This window comes from Pedobacter psychrodurus, assembly GCF_032678585.1.
GTDB lineage: Bacteria > Bacteroidota > Bacteroidia > Sphingobacteriales > Sphingobacteriaceae > Pedobacter > Pedobacter psychrodurus_A.
Window position 1 is genome coordinate 24,860 of the sequence record NZ_JAVTSN010000027.1, and the last position, 17,751, is coordinate 42,610.

13 protein-coding genes and 2 tRNA genes are annotated in these 17,751 nt (G+C 38.8%); 4 read left to right on the plus strand and 11 right to left on the minus strand.

All coding sequences use genetic code 11. The features are described 5' to 3' along the window. Nucleotides 1-56 precede the first annotated feature (56 nt). From R2S57_RS17725 to R2S57_RS17735, 3 genes are read right to left on the minus strand one after another with little or no spacing between them, the layout of a single operon-like run. Nucleotides 57-2,510: an outer membrane beta-barrel family protein gene (locus R2S57_RS17725; protein ID WP_316846289.1), complete on the minus strand. Its 2,454-nt coding sequence runs from the start codon at nucleotides 2,508-2,510 to the stop codon at nucleotides 57-59. A 45-nt stretch (nucleotides 2,511-2,555) separates the two neighbouring features. Further along, entirely contained in the window at nucleotides 2,556-4,295 is a 1,740-nt protein-coding gene (locus tag R2S57_RS17730) for a PspC domain-containing protein (protein WP_316846290.1), read from the minus strand. A gap of 15 nt (nucleotides 4,296-4,310) precedes the next feature. Continuing rightward, nucleotides 4,311-4,646: a PadR family transcriptional regulator gene (locus tag R2S57_RS17735; protein ID WP_055903176.1), complete on the minus strand. Its 336-nt coding sequence runs from the start codon at nucleotides 4,644-4,646 to the stop codon at nucleotides 4,311-4,313. Between the two features lie 674 nt (nucleotides 4,647-5,320). Here R2S57_RS17735 and R2S57_RS17740 point away from each other — a divergent pair. Continuing rightward, complete coding sequence (locus R2S57_RS17740) at nucleotides 5,321-6,775, plus strand: amino acid permease (RefSeq protein WP_316846291.1); 1,455 nt, start codon at nucleotides 5,321-5,323, stop codon at nucleotides 6,773-6,775. 205 nt (nucleotides 6,776-6,980) lie between these two features. After that, on the plus strand, nucleotides 6,981-7,145 hold the full coding sequence (locus R2S57_RS17745) for a hypothetical protein (protein ID WP_316846292.1): 165 nt from the start codon (nucleotides 6,981-6,983) through the stop codon (nucleotides 7,143-7,145). A gap of 15 nt (nucleotides 7,146-7,160) precedes the next feature. Here R2S57_RS17745 and R2S57_RS17750 read toward each other — a convergent pair whose 3' ends face one another. The 4 genes from R2S57_RS17750 to R2S57_RS17765 form a co-directional block, all read right to left on the minus strand. Continuing rightward, nucleotides 7,161-8,057 (minus strand): NAD(P)/FAD-dependent oxidoreductase, encoded by an 897-nt coding sequence (locus R2S57_RS17750; protein ID WP_316846293.1) that lies wholly within the window; start codon nucleotides 8,055-8,057, stop codon nucleotides 7,161-7,163. Nucleotides 8,058-8,115: 58 nt separating this feature from the next. Beyond that, entirely contained in the window at nucleotides 8,116-8,757 is a 642-nt protein-coding gene (locus R2S57_RS17755) for a class I SAM-dependent methyltransferase (protein WP_316846294.1), read from the minus strand. A 161-nt stretch (nucleotides 8,758-8,918) separates the two neighbouring features. After that, on the minus strand, nucleotides 8,919-9,830 hold the full coding sequence (locus tag R2S57_RS17760; protein WP_316846295.1) for a hypothetical protein: 912 nt from the start codon (nucleotides 9,828-9,830) through the stop codon (nucleotides 8,919-8,921). A gap of 121 nt (nucleotides 9,831-9,951) precedes the next feature. Next, nucleotides 9,952-11,289 carry a DUF3472 domain-containing protein gene (locus R2S57_RS17765; protein WP_316846296.1) on the minus strand — a complete coding sequence of 446 codons (1,338 nt, stop codon included), beginning with the start codon at nucleotides 11,287-11,289 and terminating at the stop codon, nucleotides 9,952-9,954. A 462-nt stretch (nucleotides 11,290-11,751) separates the two neighbouring features. On the opposite strand from R2S57_RS17765, the gene R2S57_RS17770 reads away from it, so the two are divergent. Continuing rightward, nucleotides 11,752-12,159, plus strand: a complete 408-nt coding sequence (locus tag R2S57_RS17770) for a VOC family protein (RefSeq protein ID WP_316846297.1) — start codon at nucleotides 11,752-11,754, stop codon at nucleotides 12,157-12,159. A 147-nt stretch (nucleotides 12,160-12,306) separates the two neighbouring features. Here the strand turns inward: R2S57_RS17770 and R2S57_RS17775 are convergent. The 3 genes from R2S57_RS17775 to recO form a co-directional block, all read right to left on the minus strand. After that, nucleotides 12,307-12,381 (minus strand) — tRNA-Val (locus R2S57_RS17775). A 56-nt stretch (nucleotides 12,382-12,437) separates the two neighbouring features. Beyond that, a tRNA-Val gene (locus R2S57_RS17780) sits at nucleotides 12,438-12,515 on the minus strand. Between the two features lie 94 nt (nucleotides 12,516-12,609). Then, a complete protein-coding gene (recO, locus tag R2S57_RS17785) occupies nucleotides 12,610-13,335 on the minus strand; it encodes a DNA repair protein RecO (protein WP_316846298.1) in 726 nt (241 codons plus the stop codon). A 120-nt stretch (nucleotides 13,336-13,455) separates the two neighbouring features. On the opposite strand from recO, the gene R2S57_RS17790 reads away from it, so the two are divergent. After that, the gene (locus R2S57_RS17790; RefSeq protein WP_316846299.1) at nucleotides 13,456-15,807 is read left to right on the plus strand and encodes an efflux RND transporter permease subunit; all 2,352 of its coding nucleotides are present in this window, start codon (nucleotides 13,456-13,458) and stop codon (nucleotides 15,805-15,807) included. An 83-nt stretch (nucleotides 15,808-15,890) separates the two neighbouring features. Here the strand turns inward: R2S57_RS17790 and R2S57_RS17795 are convergent, their stop codons facing one another. Then, entirely contained in the window at nucleotides 15,891-17,747 is a 1,857-nt protein-coding gene (locus R2S57_RS17795) for an STN and carboxypeptidase regulatory-like domain-containing protein (RefSeq protein WP_316846300.1), read from the minus strand. Between the last annotated feature and the right edge of the window lie 4 nt (nucleotides 17,748-17,751).

The following is a 17,751-nucleotide window of genomic DNA, read 5'->3' on the forward strand; positions in this document are numbered from 1 at the left end:
GAACTTAGTTTTTCACCCAAACTCAAAACTCCAAACTCCAAACTCCAAACTCAAGACTACCCTCCTGCTCTATTCTTAATATCATCCGCAGCGGTTTTTCGGTTTTGGTTTGACTTTAAATTTTGGTTACCAAAGCTATAACTGATATTGAGTGAAGCCCTTCTGCTGATGTAATTGTTCTGTACCCTTAAATTCACATTCTGATAATCGAGCGTTCCTTTCCAATAGTTGGTTTGGAAGATATCGTCAACATTTAATTTTACTTTTAAAGCTTTGTTCAGGAAACTTTTTTGTACCCCCATATTTAAGGCGTATTGATAAATAGTGGTCCGTTCCAATCCCCTAACCTTTGGAGAATTTAGCCAAAAATTGGTTTCTAAAGTCCAGTTATCCGGCAAGGTAATCGAGTTCGTTAGGTTAAAATTATACGCTACTTTACTTAGCATAAAGGGTGTACCTTCCAGGTTATCATCATTAAATTTATTGTAAAACAGATTGAAATTGCTCTGTAAATTCCACCATTTGGCAATGGCAAGCGGAAAATACAGCCCTGCTGTATAATATTGTCCACTACCGATATTGCCCTGTCCAACGGTAACAATCCTCGTGCTATCGTTTTGTGCCGTTTTACTGTCCAAAATAAGATCTTTTGTTCTGGAATAACTCAGGGAGAAAGACAGGCCGCTTTTGTAGCTGTAACTCACTTCAAAATTATTGGTAAACTGAGGCTTTAGGTAAGGGTTTCCTATTGCTATGGTATAAGGATCCATGTAAAAATTAAAAGGATTTAATTGCTGATAATTTGGCCGATCGATCCGCCTACCATACGAATAACGTAAATTACTGCTCTCCGAAATCTTCTGACTAATAAAAACGGTTGGGAATAACGACAGATAATGCTGCTTAGCCTCGGTATTATTGGTTACCGATGTTCCTGTAGATTGGGTATACTCTGCCCGTAAACCAGCCTGAATTTGCCATTTGCCTAAATCTTTAGATAAATTTGCATAAGCGGCATTTACGTTTTCTTTATAGATAAAGTTATTACTTTGCCCTACAATATTCTGCCATTCGTTATTGACCAGTGCCGATGAAAGAAAATCGTTATTGGTTTTAACGTAAGTGCTTTTCAGACCGGTTTCCAGCTTTGTTGTTTTTGATATTGGCCAGGTAAAATCAGTTTTGGCAGCATAAATATCGATGGCTGTTTTACTATCATTTTTAATGATCGTATTGTTATAAACCGCCCCGTTTTCATCAAAAAAGTTGGTGTTAAAATTTTCAAGTCCCGAGTAATCAAAGCCAGAGTAATCGGCATCAAAATTTAAACTGGCACCTTCCTTTTTAAAATCGTGCTTGATGTTAAAATTCGCGCTGTAATTTTTGTTTGGGGTATTGGCATCAGAATACTGGATGAGCGAATTGTTACTGATTACACCAGCATTCGTTTCGTTTATAAATGTTTTAGAAAAATTATCCAGTTTACGCGTACTTGTGCTACCATCTAACATGATACCGATGGTAGTTTTTTCACTCACATTATAATCTGCACCGAGTTTTGCGGCCAAACGCGATCCGGTATATATTTTTTGAAAATTTTGATTAAACGCGCTTTGCAAACCATTAGAACTCGTGGTCCGGTCTAACAATAAATCCGAGAAATTATTATTCTTTGATGCATTTGCGTTGGTATAAAAATTCCATTTCTCTACGCGGTGATTCAAATTGAAGTTAAGCTCCGACCCATAAATATTGGTAGGCAAATGAGCTCTTATCGCATTGCGATAGGTTGATGAAATGCTCCCATTTGTACCAAAGGCCTTATTCTTTTTCAATTTAATATTGATAATGCCTGAATTACCGGCCGCATCATATTTAGCCGACGGATTGGTGATAATTTCTATGGTCGCAATCTGGCTGCTACTTAAGCTATTTAAATAGATGGTTAAATCTGATGCCGATAAAAAGTTGTTTTTTCCATCAATCATCACCATTACACCCGATTTATTATTTAATAAAATCTGTTCGTTTTGCCTGTCTAACTGCACGCCTGGTGCTTTCTCTAAAATTTCGAGTGCGGTACTACCCGATGAAACAATACTATTCTCTACATTCAGCACTGTTTTATCGATCTGGTGTTCGATAAAAGGCTTTTTACCCTGAACACTCACCTCTTTTAACTGTTTGCTTACACTTTCAATGCTGATGTTTGGCAGTTTTAAATCATTATTGATTAAAAAGTGTTCCGTCTTTTTACTTTTAAAACCAACGATCGAGATCGACAGTATATAATCACCGCTTTTTAACTGGTCGACTGTAAATGCGCCATCGATATCTGTTGATACACTTTTAACCACCGTAGTATCAGGATAATTTAAAACCCGAACAATGGCAAACGGTACCGGGGCAGTCTTTTCATCGACGATTTTCCCCGTGAGTGTATTTAATTTTTGGGCAAAAGATGCCCCACATGCCATAAAGCATGCAATTAGCGTAAGTAATGTTTTCATGGTTTTTTTCTTATAGATAGTTTATGGTGACGTGTATCGGATCAATTATTCCGGCTCAATTCCCAACTCCCCTTTAACTTCTTTAATCCTGTTTGACACAGAATCCTGGTAAAGAGAATCAGTAGTTCTATCCTTATGCAACAACTCTAAATTAAACAGTTCTTCTTCCAGCTTTTTCTTTTTGATAGCCTCTTCTTTTAATTGCGCAACGCATTTCAAGCCATCTTCGGTCATGATCCAAACCGTATAATCGTTATGGTCATTTTCGCTGTTTTTGCAATCCCAGGTCCAATAATTGTTGATGTAACGGTAAGCATCTTCCTTTAAAATCAACCTCGTACCCACCGGAACCTCAAGCGTTAACCTTACCTCCTGGGCTCGCCAAATGCTTCCTTTTCTCAATTGAAACCTCGGACTAAAAATCAATTCCGAATCTTTCAGCTGGTAGGTGTAGCTAATATTTTGCGCGTTCTGCAAGGCACTTTGAAAGGTTTTTCCCTGCGATTCATATTTTTGAGTTAAACGCGTAGTGCCCGTTTCGCTTTTGTTGATATCGATACGGATATGGTTCGGCGAAACAAATGGTCCATCTTCGAAATCGTCGACCACAATCTGGTGGCGGTTATTGGCATCGATGTGGTAAGCCACACTATCTTCTTTACTGAAATATTTACTCTTATCGATATTGAGGGTATAAGTTGGGAAAGATTTGAGGTCGACAGTTTGTGTTAACTCAGCATGTTGTTTAAACTCCGAAGATATTTTGGCGGCCTGATAACCCGTTACGGCCACTCCTGCCAACCAGATGATCAACAGCGCAAAAGAAAATGTTTTATTAATGGCCTGTTTGTTAAAGGCTACCCTGATCGAAAACAGCACCAGGGCTAAAATCGGTACAAAGCAAACAATAAATGCCCCAAATAAAATGATCCCCCTATTGCTTTCATTAATAATAGAGAAGGGAAAATACTCGTAAATACTCGCATCCCAAAATCCCTGAAAAGCGGCTGTACCAATAATCAGTGCCAGTAAAAAGAGTACGCCAAATACAACGATAAACCCGGCGATTACTTTAAAAATCACCTTTCCTGTACCCGATATAAATCGGCCAAGCCATTCGAAAAATTCGCCGATAAAATTACCTAAGCGGGCAAATATCGGTTGTGCATGTTTGTTTACTTCACCCAAACGTTCCTTAACGGCCAGCAATTCTTCATCCAGGTTCTTTTGAAAACCCTGAAGGTTGGCAGGTTCGCCTTTCATTTCCATACGCTCGATACGCGATTTGGCCTTTGGCATGATGATCCAAAGCAAGGCATATACTAAAATACCCGATCCGCCCAGAAAAAAGGTAAGCACGGTAGCCACCCTAATCCATTTTGGATCGGCGTTTACATAATGCGCAATACCGGCACAAACACCTGCTACTACGCGGTCGTCCATATCGCGGTATAATTTTTTCTCGGCGTACTGGTGTTGGTAAGTACTATTGATTACAGGTTCTTCTTCACCTTCCTCTACGGTATCAAAATCCTGTACCTTGCCCATCTGAGCAATAACAGAATTTACATTAGCCGAATCTACAACCTGTTTTTTCTGCTCTTCCAATTGCTCGGTTAAGAGTTCAGCAATCCGGTTTTCGATATCGGTTACAATCTCAAGGTCGTCTGCGTGGTTGGCAAAATACTGTTTTACTTCGTTCAAGTAGGCCTTTAAGCGTTCGTAAGCACTTTCTTCAATATGAATAATCGTGTTTCCTATATTTATGATGATGGTCTTTTCCATTTCCTTTTTTACTAATTATGAATTGGCTCCTTTTTGTGAAATACCTACAGCATAAGCCAGCTCCTGCCAGGTTTGATCTAATTGTGATAAAATGCCCCGACCATCTTCGGTTAAGGTATAATATTTACGCGGTGGGCCTGAGGTAGATTCTACCCAGTTGTAGCTTAACAAACCATTATTTTTAAGCCTGGTTAATAATGGATATAGTGTGCCCTCAACCACCAATAGCTTTGCCGCCCTTAATTCGGCAATAATATCCGAAGCATATATTTCGCCACGGGAGATGATTGATAAAACACAGTACTCCAGAATTCCCTTCCGCATTTGTGTTTGCGTATTTTCTGCTATCATATAACAAAGATATATGTTTTATATACTACCATGCAATACATAGTACTAAAACAAATCAAAGTAAATACACAATTAACTGATTATCAGAATAATAATTTTAAATTAAATTTTTATTTTTGGAAATAATTCTGTAAATCATCAAAATTTTTACTGTTTTTTGGAAAAGACAGGTTCTGCAATCCTTCGGTTTTTGCAGTCCTGCTGTTGCCTATAGTCCCGATTGGCCTTACGCTAAACTTACAGTTCTACCCTAGCTCATCCCCGCTTAAACTTCGTAAGTTGGCCAGGCAGAAAATCGGGAGCTATCTGGCGCCATCAGGTTTAGTTGGCCTGGGCTGGAGCTACTGTTTATGGTATGAGCGCGATACTCCTACAGACCTTTGTTAATAAACCCGACAGAGTGGGTAGCCCGCATCCCGATTTTTTTCTGGAGCAGACTACAAGCGATGGCGGGACGGCAGTTACTATGAAAAGCAGCACGCAAATTTCCAAAAAGAATAAATTCGTTCACACCGCTTATAGACTTCCGAAGTTCTTGCAGCCAGTCCTTTGTAAACTTCCGAAGTTCCCCTTCGCCTCTTCCCACCTAAACTTCGGAAGTGGGCCACGAATAATATATAAATACTATAGATTTAATATATTTTAATAATTTTGCAGCGTCTTAACTTATTTTCATGAAAAAATCTATTGCCAGCATTGTTGCTGAGGCAAACGAAAGCGGCGAGGGAACGCTTAAAAGAACCTTAGGTCCTATCAACCTGATTCTAATTGGAGTGGGCTTAACGCTTGGTGCAGGTTTATTTTCGATTACCGGTTTGGCCGCAGCCAACCACTCTGGCCCGGCAGTTACTTTATCTTTTGTGATTGCAGCATTGGGCTGTGGTTTCGCAGCATTGTGTTATGCAGAATTCGCATCGATGATTCCTGTTGCCGGCAGTGCCTACACCTATTCTTATGCCACTATGGGCGAGCTTTTCGCCTGGATTATCGGCTGGGATCTGGTATTGGAATATTCTGTGGGTTGTGCCACGGTAGCCATTAGCTGGTCGCAGTATTTAACCAAGTTTTTGGCCAGTTTGCATATTTACCTGCCTCCGCAATTAACCTTATCCCCTTTCGAAACTGCTAAACTCGCCGATGGTTCTACCGTTAAGGGCATCATTAACATCCCTGCAGCATTGGTTGTGGTATTAATGACCGCTATATTGATCCGTGGGACTAAAGGATCAGCGATTGTAAACGGAATCATCGTATTTTTAAAAGTTGGGGTGGTACTGGTTTTCATTGCACTGGGCTGGCAATATATCGATCCTGCGAATTACCATCCATACATTCCAGAAAATACCGGGACATTTGGCCAGTTTGGCTGGAGCGGTGTTTTACGAGGTGCTGGTCTCGTATTTTTTGTATTTATAGGCTTCGATGCGGTTGCTGCTTCTGCTCAGGAAACGAAGAACCCAGCCAGGGATTTGCCAATCGGTATTATTGGGTCGTTAGTAGTTTGTACTGTTTTATTTGGTCTGTTCGGTCATGTGATGACAGGTTTGGCCAATTATAAAGAATTTGCCAATAGCGGTGCACCGGTGGCCATTGCTATCGAAAAAACACCTTATGCCTGGTTAAGTCAGGCGATTATTTTGGCCATATTAATCGGTTATACTTCGGTAATCTTAATCGATTTGATGGCGCAGTCGCGGATGTTCTATTCGATCAGTAAAGATGGCCTATTGCCAAAGATGTTCTCTGATGTACATACCAAATTTAAAACACCTTATAAATCGAATATTATCCTGTGCATATTTATTGCCTTGTTTGCTGCATTTGTACCCATGAACGTGGTTGGCGAAATGACCAGTATCGGTACATTGCTGGCCTTCCTGATGGTGTGCGTCGGCATCCTGATCCTGAGAAAAACAGATCCTGAAGCCAAACGTCCTTTCAAAGTTCCATTCGTACCACTCGTTCCGATTCTGGGCATTTTAACCTGTATTGCCATGATGGTATTTTTGCCTTGGGAAACGTGGTTAAGGCTGGCCGTTTGGTTAATTATAGGTTTAGCCATCTACTTTTGGTATGGTAAAAAGAACAGTAAATTAACCACAAAAGGAGAATCTGTGAAAAGCTTGTAATAAACTCATTACTATACACATAGAACAATAAGGTTGTTCGATATTCTGTACAACCTTATTGTTCTTTTTTATGCCGACCGTATTTACAACCGCATAAATATCAGTTAAATAACAAAAAAATACAAGTTATCCACAATTCAACATTTTTGTATGTTTTTGGCGTGGGATTTGTCTTAAGGAAATTAACCCTATTAAACTCATCCCTATGCTAATTAAATTAGACACATCCGTTTTCAGGCTTTCGAGGCATAAAGCAGAAACCGTTAAAAAAACCGTTACACCACTTACAAGAGATCAATGGATTACTGCCGATAGAATCGTTATGGCAGCGATGTTTATTGCTACAATTGCTGGTGCAATCTTATTTTAAATTTCAGATGATTAATCAAAAATCCTCAGAAATCATTTCCTTATTTAACATTACCGCAGCCATAGTTCCTGCTGCAGTAACAATGGATAACGATCTAAACATCGTTGTACAATCTCCTGCGGCATAAACGCCATTAGCAGCGGTTTGCTGCTGCTCATTAACTTTTATTGTATTTAGTTCTGTTAATTCACAGCCCAGATCATGGTATAAATGGTTATGCTGTACTACCTCAGCCCTTGCATAAACAGCTTTTAAGGCTAATTTCTCGCCATTTTTAAACACCAGATTTTTAAGATAACCATCAACGTGCTCCACCTCAATAATTTCATCCTCCAGGATGGCAATCGATTTAGCCTCTAGTTTTGCTGTCTGCTCTGCGGTAAACTGCGATTTGCCATTGGTTAAAATGGTTAAATCTTTGTTCCAATGGTGCAGGTTTTTGGCCATATCAAAGGCATGGTCGCCATTTATCAACAGGCCAATTTTTTCGTCTCTTACCTCATAACCATGACAATACGGACAATGGATAACCGAAATGCCCCAACACTCGGCAAAGCCTTTAATTGATGGCAATATATCTTTCAAACCTGTAGCCAATAATACCTTTCGTGTCTTAAAGCTTTCGCCATTTTCTAAACCAATACTAAAACCGCCAGCTATTGCTTCACCTGAAATGGCCAGGCCATCTAAAAACTTGATGGTTGGATATTTCAAAACCTCGGCTTTTGCAGCTTTAGCAATGATTGCAGGTTGATCGCCATCGTGGGTTAAAAAATTATGCGATTGTGGGGTCTGTTTATTACAAGGCCAACCAGCATCGATGATCAAAACATTTCGGGTTGACCGGCCCAAAGTTAAAGCAGCAGATAAACCTGCGTAACTGCCACCAATTATAATTATATCAAAATCCATATCTAATATCTTTTAATGCAAAGATCAGAACTCAACTCATTAATGCAATATAGTTGCATTAAATTAATGTCATTTTATTTTTAAAGATTGTGGCCTTGATAAAACCGCCATAATACAGCCGTTCTTCAACAATCTGATAATGGGATTTCAGAAAGTAAGGATTCATATCAATAAGATTATTTGCTTCTACAATGTTCAATAATTTAAAAAAGCCGTACATCGATTTTAAGATCAACCATTTCCACCATTTACCATTGGTTTTATTCAGGGAAAAATCGACCAGAAACCATAATCCATCCTTTTTTAAATACGCATTTAACTGTTCAAATACTTTTGCTGCGCGTTCTTCTGCAAAATTATCGAATAGAAAAGGGGTTAATACCACATCAAATATGAGATCGCTTTTAAAATCTTCAATACCGAGGTTTACAAATGTCACATCATTATGCCCACAATTACGCTTTTGAGAAAGTGTTATCATTTTGGCAGAAATCTCTACGTAAATAATTTTCAATCCTCTGCTATGCACCTTTGTAATTTCTTCCAAGATCCAGCCGGTTCCGCCTCCCACAATTAATACATTGCCATTCTCGGGGATATACTGAAGTTGATTAATCTGTGCATTTACCTGCGATTTAAAAAATACCAAACGGCTCAAAGTATCATAATGACCGGCTATTTTATCGTAGTTGTTGTTCATAGTAGCTAGTATCAAGTAGTGGGAATAAAGTATCAAGTAACGAGAATCAAGTAGCGAGTATCAAGCATCAAGTAGCGAGAATCAAGCATCAAGTAGCGAGTATCAAGCATCAAGTAGCGAGAATCAAGTATCAAGAATAAAATACGCTTTAGTCTTTCAGCTCATCGAACAAACTGCATTCCGATAATTCCACATATCGCTTTAAACAAAATCAATCCATCAATTACCATCAGATAGTAGAGGATATTTTTTCTTTTATGCATTGAATAAGCCACATAAATGGTTAATATAAAAGGCAATACATTAAACAGAACCAACGGTAGGGCAAAAGCTTTATAACTAGCGAATATGCCCAAAGAGATTAAACCGATAACCAATAACGGAATCAATATATTGAAGATCGTACGCCTCAAACCATAGCGCACCACAAAGGTTCGTAAATGTTTATTGGCATCTGTCGGGTAATCTTTAATATCAAAAATGATGGCATTTACGGTACAGAACATCCAGTTTTTAATAAATAACCAGGTCCAAAGTATAGAATCGTGATAGCCTATCCCTGTTTCAATTTTGAGCATAATTAATGGCAGCACATTGGCACAACAGGCCCACACAAAACCGATTACAAAAGCTTTAAACCAACCTGTATTGCGTAAGTTAAATTTGAGGAAAGACTTGGGTAACAAACCATAATATAACGTCCCTGCGGTGATAATAATCAATATGGCCACCCAATAGCTGATAGGCAGTGCTAAAATATGCTGAAAGTTTTGATAGAGCAAGTTTACCGCCAGCAACATACAAATGATAAAGAGTATGGCCTGGCTCAAGTTGATAAATTTTTTATGCTTGAAATACCATTGGTTGCGCGGATTGGTTGTAGACGGTGTGGTAGAAACCTTATTGTAGGCGTAAGTATAATAAATGGTTGGCGCCAGAAATAACAGCACATGGTAATTTAAGGAAATAAGCGGTAACCTCAATTGGAACGATGCTTCTAATGTTAGGGCAACAGCCAGAATCCCTACAAAGTAGTTTCCAAAGAAAATAAACCTGATCATTTTACCGAGCATTTGCCGCTGTTTTTCAGCAGGCAATTTCGGATATATAATTGAATTTGGTAAATAATTATCAAGATTAAAATAAAGCGCAAAACAGTATACATCCCCTGTTTTGCGCTTTAGATATTTGAAGCTAAGGAAGTGTGGTGAGGTTAACCGTTGGCGCCGTACCCGTAGCTGTCCTGGTAAATGATTGGTTCGGGGTAACATAATTGGAAAAAAAACCACCATTCTGCAGGTAAAATTTACCACCAGAAACACCGCCGGCAAAATCCATTCTTTGCTGGTTGCCACCTGTAGCATCAACAGTAAAGTTGGCAGTGGTAATCTCTGTCCAGATACCTGCCGCATTGCGCAGCCATTGGTTATTGTATTGGGCTTTTCTACCCAGATAACCGTTCTTATCGTTAAAGTTTTCCAGGAAAGAGTATAAACCTGTTAAATAACTATTGGTATTTGGTTTTTTCCATGATGCCATAAATGTCCAAACGCCTAATTCTGGTGCATAAAACCATGATGAATACACGGTATTGCCTGCTCCGTCTGGCTTGCCCTGTGTTAAAAACTTATAGGTATTTCCGGCAACCCAATTGTAGATCAGGTAAGATTGTCCGCCTTCGCCTTCTCCTGTAAAATTGGTGGCTACTACATTGGTTCCCTTTCTCGTCCAGGTTGTTGTTCCACCAGTTGGGTTCCACACCGAAAAGAGCATTCTGCGCTCGGTTGCCGAGTTCACCTGCATCCCAAAATAGCCCCCATCAAAACCATTGGCCATATAATAACTTCCGATTTTATCTTCTCCTGTTGGTACAGTAACTTCATTATAAAACCACTCTGTATTTGCAGGTGCCGAAAACCCTAAATGAACAGAGGGGCCTCTCCTCGACCAGTAGTAATTGGCAGGATCATTGGCATAATAAACGTTCGATGCTACTGCTGCTCCACTGATTACAAGATCTGAAACATCGGCAAAATAAGAACCTGTTTTGCTCACGCCCTGAAACTGAACCGTTACATAACCTGGTGTAGTGATGTTTACCGTACCTACCGTGTAGGTGGTATTGGCAGTTCCGGTTGCTGTTACATTAAATGGCGTTCCGTTAATGGTAACTTTTAACACACTTGTGCCACTCGGTACAGAAGCTTTTACGGCTACGGTTAATGCACCCGTATTCCCGATCCTGAAATAAGAACTGAAAATACTATTCGCATTGGTCCAGTTTGCCAGTTTTGTGGTGGTTACCGTTTCGGCTCCTCCAGAAGCCAAGGTAGTTACAAATGCATTTCCACCCATCGAAACGGTTAACGATGTACCGCCAAGCGATTGGACATTGGCCAGACCGGACTTTTTATTTTGATCTGGGGATGCTCCATTTGTACCGGTCAGATTTTCCTGCTTTTTACAGGAACTGGTAAATAAAACGAAACCCAGTATAGCCAGGCCCGAAATTGATTTGATAGATTTTTTCATTGATTTGGTTGAGATTTATGGTTAGTAACGATGTATCAAACAGAGACTTATAGCATAGACTTGCTTTCTCTAATTTAATACGACAACTAGGTATTTCAACCATTTTTCAGAACAAAACATAACGCAAACGTTTGTTTTAAAATGACTTACATTTTTCAAAAGCCTAACTAAACAATCTTAATTGAGAAGCATTAATACTACAGGGGAGCTGTGATTTGAATTGTGCTCTTTTATCTGCTCTTCTCCATGTTTTCACAAACACCAATACAACAATAAAGATCATGGATTATATCTCGTTTAAACTTATAATCAATCGTTTGTGTGGAGAAAAACATGCGTAACGATCGAAAATTTTCCGCTACCTTGAATTAAGAAAAAGCCGGAATCAAAAAAGAGCATCAATGGGAACACAGACCATAACAGTGCTTACATTTGCAATACAACCATCAAAAAATAAACGACATGGAAGAACAAAAAAATAAAGAAGACAATACACCAAAAGTGACCGGAATTGGCGGCATTTTCTTTTTTTCAGACAATCCAAAGGAAACAAAAGACTGGTATGCCAAAAACTTAGGATTTGAAATGAGTGCCTGGGGTACCACGAGTTTTGAATCCAGAAACCTTAATAATCCTGATGAGGTAGAATCGCTTCAATGGAGTCCTTTTAAACAAGGAGATGAATACTTTTCGCCATCAAAAAAGGAGTTTATGATTAATTACAGGGTGCAGAATATCGAAGGGCTTATAGAAAAACTTAAAGAAAACGGCGTAATCATACTTGATGAGATTGCTTCTTATGATTATGGGAAATTTATCCATATTATGGATGCGGAGGGCAATAAGATTGAATTATGGGAGCCTAAATAGGGGCGTCTATTGGTTTTTGTTGTTGTGAACGCAATGAAGAATCCTTAACAAAAAGAGTATTTACGATAAAATCTTAAAAAGATTCTTCACTGCGTTCAGAATGACAGGACAAAAAAAAAGTCCTTCAGTAAAACTGAAGGACTTAAGTGGGAAATGAGGGGTTCGAACCCCCGACCCCCTCGGTGTAAACGAGGTGCTCTGAACCAGCTGAGCTAATTTCCCTATTGGGTGTATCTTAAAAGTTTTATAAAAAAGCCTTCCAGTTATACTGAAAGGCTTGGTGGGAAATGAGGGGTTCGAACCCCCGACCCCCTCGGTGTAAACGAGGTGCTCTGAACCAGCTGAGCTAATTTCCCTTTTATATTTTGTCAAACTTAATGCCCCATCCTCCGTTTGGGAATGCAAATATAGTGCTATAAAACTGTTCTGCAAATCTTTTTTTCTTTTTTTTCAACTTAACAAAGTTTCAAGGATTTTATGCGATTGTACTACTCCAAACGACGCCGTATGTAAGGTATAGAAAACCAATATCTTATCTAACAAAAAACGCCGTTGTGAATTGCTCATTTTTATTTCAGAAATTTTTTCGAGTGGCGTATTAAAAAGCGAAACAAAGCTAATGGCATCCTCCAATTGTAAATAATTAGAGTGGATTGGCAGTCGCGAGGTGAACTCTCCTTCCTGAAGATCGAAATAAATCTGGTCGTTCCTCCTTTTCTCGTTGGGCGAAAAACCTAAAAAACGCGTGAGTTTTAATAAAAATGATAAGTGAAAATTGGGATTGATTTCTTCAATCTCGTCAAACCAGGCGATCGAATTAAAAATATAATCGAACAAACTTTCGTCTGCAGATTGTTGTCTGATGCTTTTATAGAGCACCTCATTCAAAAAAATAACGATGCTGGTTTTAATCATATCATAGGGGATACTTTTAAAAACAGGGGTTTGGCGCACTTCTGAGATCCGCTGAATATTGGTATTGGCTTTATGGTACACCACCATATCCAACAAATGGAGCGACTGTAACATGTTCATTTTAATCTTCGCCTTTGGTTTTTTTACACCGTTGATGAGGTAAGACTGCATGCCAAATTTATCGGTAAGCACCTGCACCACCACACTACTTTCGCTGTAATTTGTGGTCTTTAAAACAATGCCCCTAACTTTGTGCAACATGCGATTAAAACATTTTTTTCAAAAGTATGTTATTTGTGCAAATTTAATTGCGCAAAAAGTAATCGCATTTTACAAATAAGATTAGTTTTGCCGCTATATTATTATTAAACTAAGCTGCACATGTGGGTTAAGCTATCGAGATTCATTCTTCAGAACCGTATCGCAATCATCGTATTTTTTGTATTAGGCACTATTTTCATGGCTTATCAGGCCAAAAACGTAAAACTTTCGTACACAGGGAGCAAAATCCTGCCCGTTACGGATAGTGCATTCGTAAAATACAATACCTTTAAAAAAACCTTTGGTGAGGATGGAAGTGTGATGGTGGTAGGGATACAATCGCCGGAGATTTTCAAAAAAGAGGTTTACAACCAATGGGTACAGCTTTCTAATGATATCCAAAAGCTTAAAGGCATTAAACAGGTATTATCTTCAGGGAGGATTTTTCAACTGGAAAAAGATACTGTAAACCAAAAATTTATATTAAAGCCATTGCCTGGTGGATTGGTTAAAACTGATATAGCAATGGATTCGATCAAGAATGCCATTTATAGCAATCCATTTTTCGAAGGATTGGTTTACAACCGCCAGAATGCAACTTTAATGGCGATTACCTTTGATACCAAAATCTTAAATACTGCAGCGCGTAACCCTATTTTGAAGGAAATTGAAGCTAAAGCGAAGGCTTTTCAATCAGCTACCAAAATCCAGGTGCATATTTCGGGTTTACCTTACATCCGTACTGCGGTGAGTAAATTGGTGAGTAACGAATTTGTATTGTTTTTAGGCTTATCAATCCTCGTTTCGGCATTAATACTCCTGTTTTTTTTCAAGAAATTCTATGCCGTGTTCTTCCCTATTTTGGTGGTTGTAATGGGTGTAATCTGGAGTATAGGAACATTGGTGTTATTTGGCTTTGAACTTACTATTTTAACAGGATTAATTCCACCGCTAATTGTAATTATCGGTATTCCGAACAGTATTTTATTATTAAACAAATACCAGAACGAACTTAGAAAAGATGGCGACAAACAACGCGCTTTAAGCGTAACAATAGAAAGAATTGCTATTACTACCCTAATTGCCAACATTACCGCAGCAATAGGTTTTGGTGTTTTATACTTTACCGGAAGCGAACTTTTAATGCAGTTTGGTAGCGTAGCCTCTATAAACGTTATGATTACCTGGTTAATGTGCCTGTGTTTAATCCCGATTATCTTCAGCTATTTACCTGCGCCTAAACTTAAAGCACAAACCCATGTTGAAGAGGGCTTTTTGCACAAGCTATTGGTAAAAACGGATATTCTCGTTCAAAATAAAAGTGGATTGATCTATATCGGAACCATCATCATTTCCATTATTGCTTTTATCGGCGTGATGAAGATCAACGTTAATGGATATGTGGTTGATGATCTGCCTAAAAACTCTGAAATTTTAACGGATTTAAAATTCTTTGAGAAAAATTTTGAGGGCATTTTACCATTGGAAGTAAGTGTGGATACCAAGAAAAAAAATGGCGTTTTCAATTTAACCAATCTGAAAAGAATGGAAAAACTGGAAAAGATGATTTCTGCTTATCCTGAGTTTTCGCGTTCCATTTCGGTAAATATGGGGTTGAAATATGCTACCCAGGCGTTTTACAATAACGATTCTACCTTTTTCCGTCTGCCTGATAACTTAGAGAAGAACTTTATTCTGGCCTATATTGCTAATGGCGGTAAAGGAAATGCGAGTTTATTAACCAATTTCATCAGTAAAGGAAATCAAAGTACGCGGATCAGTTTCCAGATGGCTGATGTGGGTTCTAAGCGTTTAGACGCCATAATGGCCGAATTAAAACCACGAATCGACAGTATTTTGCCTCCATCTAAATTTGATGTAGAACTTACCGGATCGAGCATTATCTTCTCCAAAGGAACTGATTATATGTTAAGGCATTTGGTAGAAAGTATTGCCCTTGCCATCGTGTTAATTTCCATATTAAGATTGGCACAGTTTAAAAGTTTGGGCATCATGTTCATCTCTTTATTACCAAATATTGTACCCTTGATTATCACTGCGGGAATAATGGGTTATTTTGGGATTTCCTTAAAACCTTCCACCATATTAATTTTTACTATTGCCTTTGGTTTAGCATCAGATCAAACTATATATTTCTTAACGCGTTATCAACAGGAATTAAATCTCACCAATTTCAGCGTGCCCAAAGTGATCACCGATACGATTACTGAAACCGGCGTGAGCATGACGCACATCGCTTTGATCTTATTCTTTGGCTTTGGCATTTTTACAGCATCTACTTTTGGAGGAACAGTAGTATTGGGCTTGCTCCTGTCTATCACCTTATTGGTGGCGTTAATTTTCAATTTAACACTGTTGCCTGCACTGGTTTTATGGCTGGATAAAAAGAAAGTAAGAAAACTGGTTTCAGATGAAGAATCGGCGAAGAATGCTGGTGAGTTTGACCATTAATTGAGTTTGGAGTTTTCAGTTAGGAGTTCCGGATGCCTAAATAAATCGATATTATTAGCCTTGGGTTTAAACCCAAGGCTTTTTTATAAAATTACCAATCCCACATTCCAGCCTAACCATCCTGTATATCTTGGATCGTTGAAAGCGAAATCTTTATGTTTTTCCTGCAACAGCCCAAACTCACCAATTTTGTTGTTTTGTTTGGTATAATACACATTAACCGATGGACCGCCCTGTATGGCCAGCCATTTATTTAACCTGATATTTAGCGGAAGTTCAAATTTATTCAGCAGGTTAAGGTAATCCCAGCTGCCCTGGTACACATATTGGCTACTTATTTCCGGATTTAAGGAAACACTTCTGAATACTTTCATCTCCTTGCCAAAACCCAAGCCGCCAGTGTATATTTTTTCGGCTGACTTTTTATTTGTGCCGAACATGAGCATATTGTAAAGCCGCTTACTTCCTCCTTTATATACTACATTATACGTTGTGCTTTCATTAGTGCCAAAACTGAATTTATGATAACCTTTTAAAGCAATATTGACCAGTCCGATTGAATAGCCATCATTTTGACCCGAAACATTTAGTATCCCCAATTGAACACCCTTTAACTTTTTAGCGTAATTAATTGCGCCAATTTGAAGTCCGCTAGCCGTTTGTCCGGTCAAATTGGCAAGCATGGCAAGATTTACTCCACTGCTTTCTTTGTTGATATTGGCAATACCCCCCACCTGTACTCCACTTGTTCTACCAGCTACGATGTTACCGCCAATTCCAATCTGAACACCCTTCGTCTCTTTATTAACCAGATTTAACGCACCTGTTTGCCAACCCTTTAAGGTTCCACCTATAGTATTAAGTCCTAATGAAAGTTGAATACCTTTCACATCCTGATTAACGTGATTATAAATTCCACCTACCTGGAAACCTTCGAAACCCTTACCTACCCGGTTATAGGCTAAGGCAACCTGGGCTGCACGAACATCGCCGATTACGCCATTAAAAAAACCGGCAATCTGCACGCCACGAACATTTCCCCCAACCAGATTGAAACCTCCGGCAAACTGAAAATATTGGACATCACTTTTGTTGATATTGAAACCCAAACCAATTTCACCACCATCAACCCCCGCGCTATAAGCACCAACAACATTAAACGAAAATTTATTCACGACCTGACCACTCAAGGAGCCATGAGAGTTTAAACCAGGAATAAGCGAAAACTGGAACGGGGCTTTTGAGATAAAACCACCAATATTAATCGACTGGATTTTTTGTTGTGCGGTAACCAAAGTATTGCCCAACCAGGTTTTTTCTATATCACCCAGGTTTCCGCTGATAAACCTTTCGGCGGAACCTTCTTTTCTATTGGTAATATTTACCTCAGCCAGGAAATGGGTAATGGTAGACTTATAATTCTCTTTACTTACCGTTAAGGAGATGGGCTGTGTAATGTTTTTTAAGCGCATCGAAAAATAACCGTTTCCATCTGACAATTCGGAAACCAACAGGTTTTTTTCGTAGATACTGGCATCCTCTATAGGTTTATTGCTTCGTTTATCTACTACCTGACCGGTAATGGTATAAAGTTCGGGGTTACCCACCGATTCGTTGACCAATAACAGCAATTCGAGTGGTGCATATCTGATGATTACAAAATTGCCCGATTGACGGTATTCAAAACGATGGTTCAATAGTTTATCAAGCGTTTCGGCAATGTTTAAGTTGTTTTCGTGTATAGTTACCAAGCTATCAACAGGTAATATATTACTGTTATAAGAAAATCTAAAGCCACCTTTCTCTTCTATCATGGCCAATACCGAACTTAACTTTTGCTGTTCAATATTTAAGGAAATACTTCTGGCTAAATTGGATTGCGCTTTTATCAGTGAACTAAAAACGAAGAGAAACAGAAAAGTAATTTTGAGCGTACGCATTAAT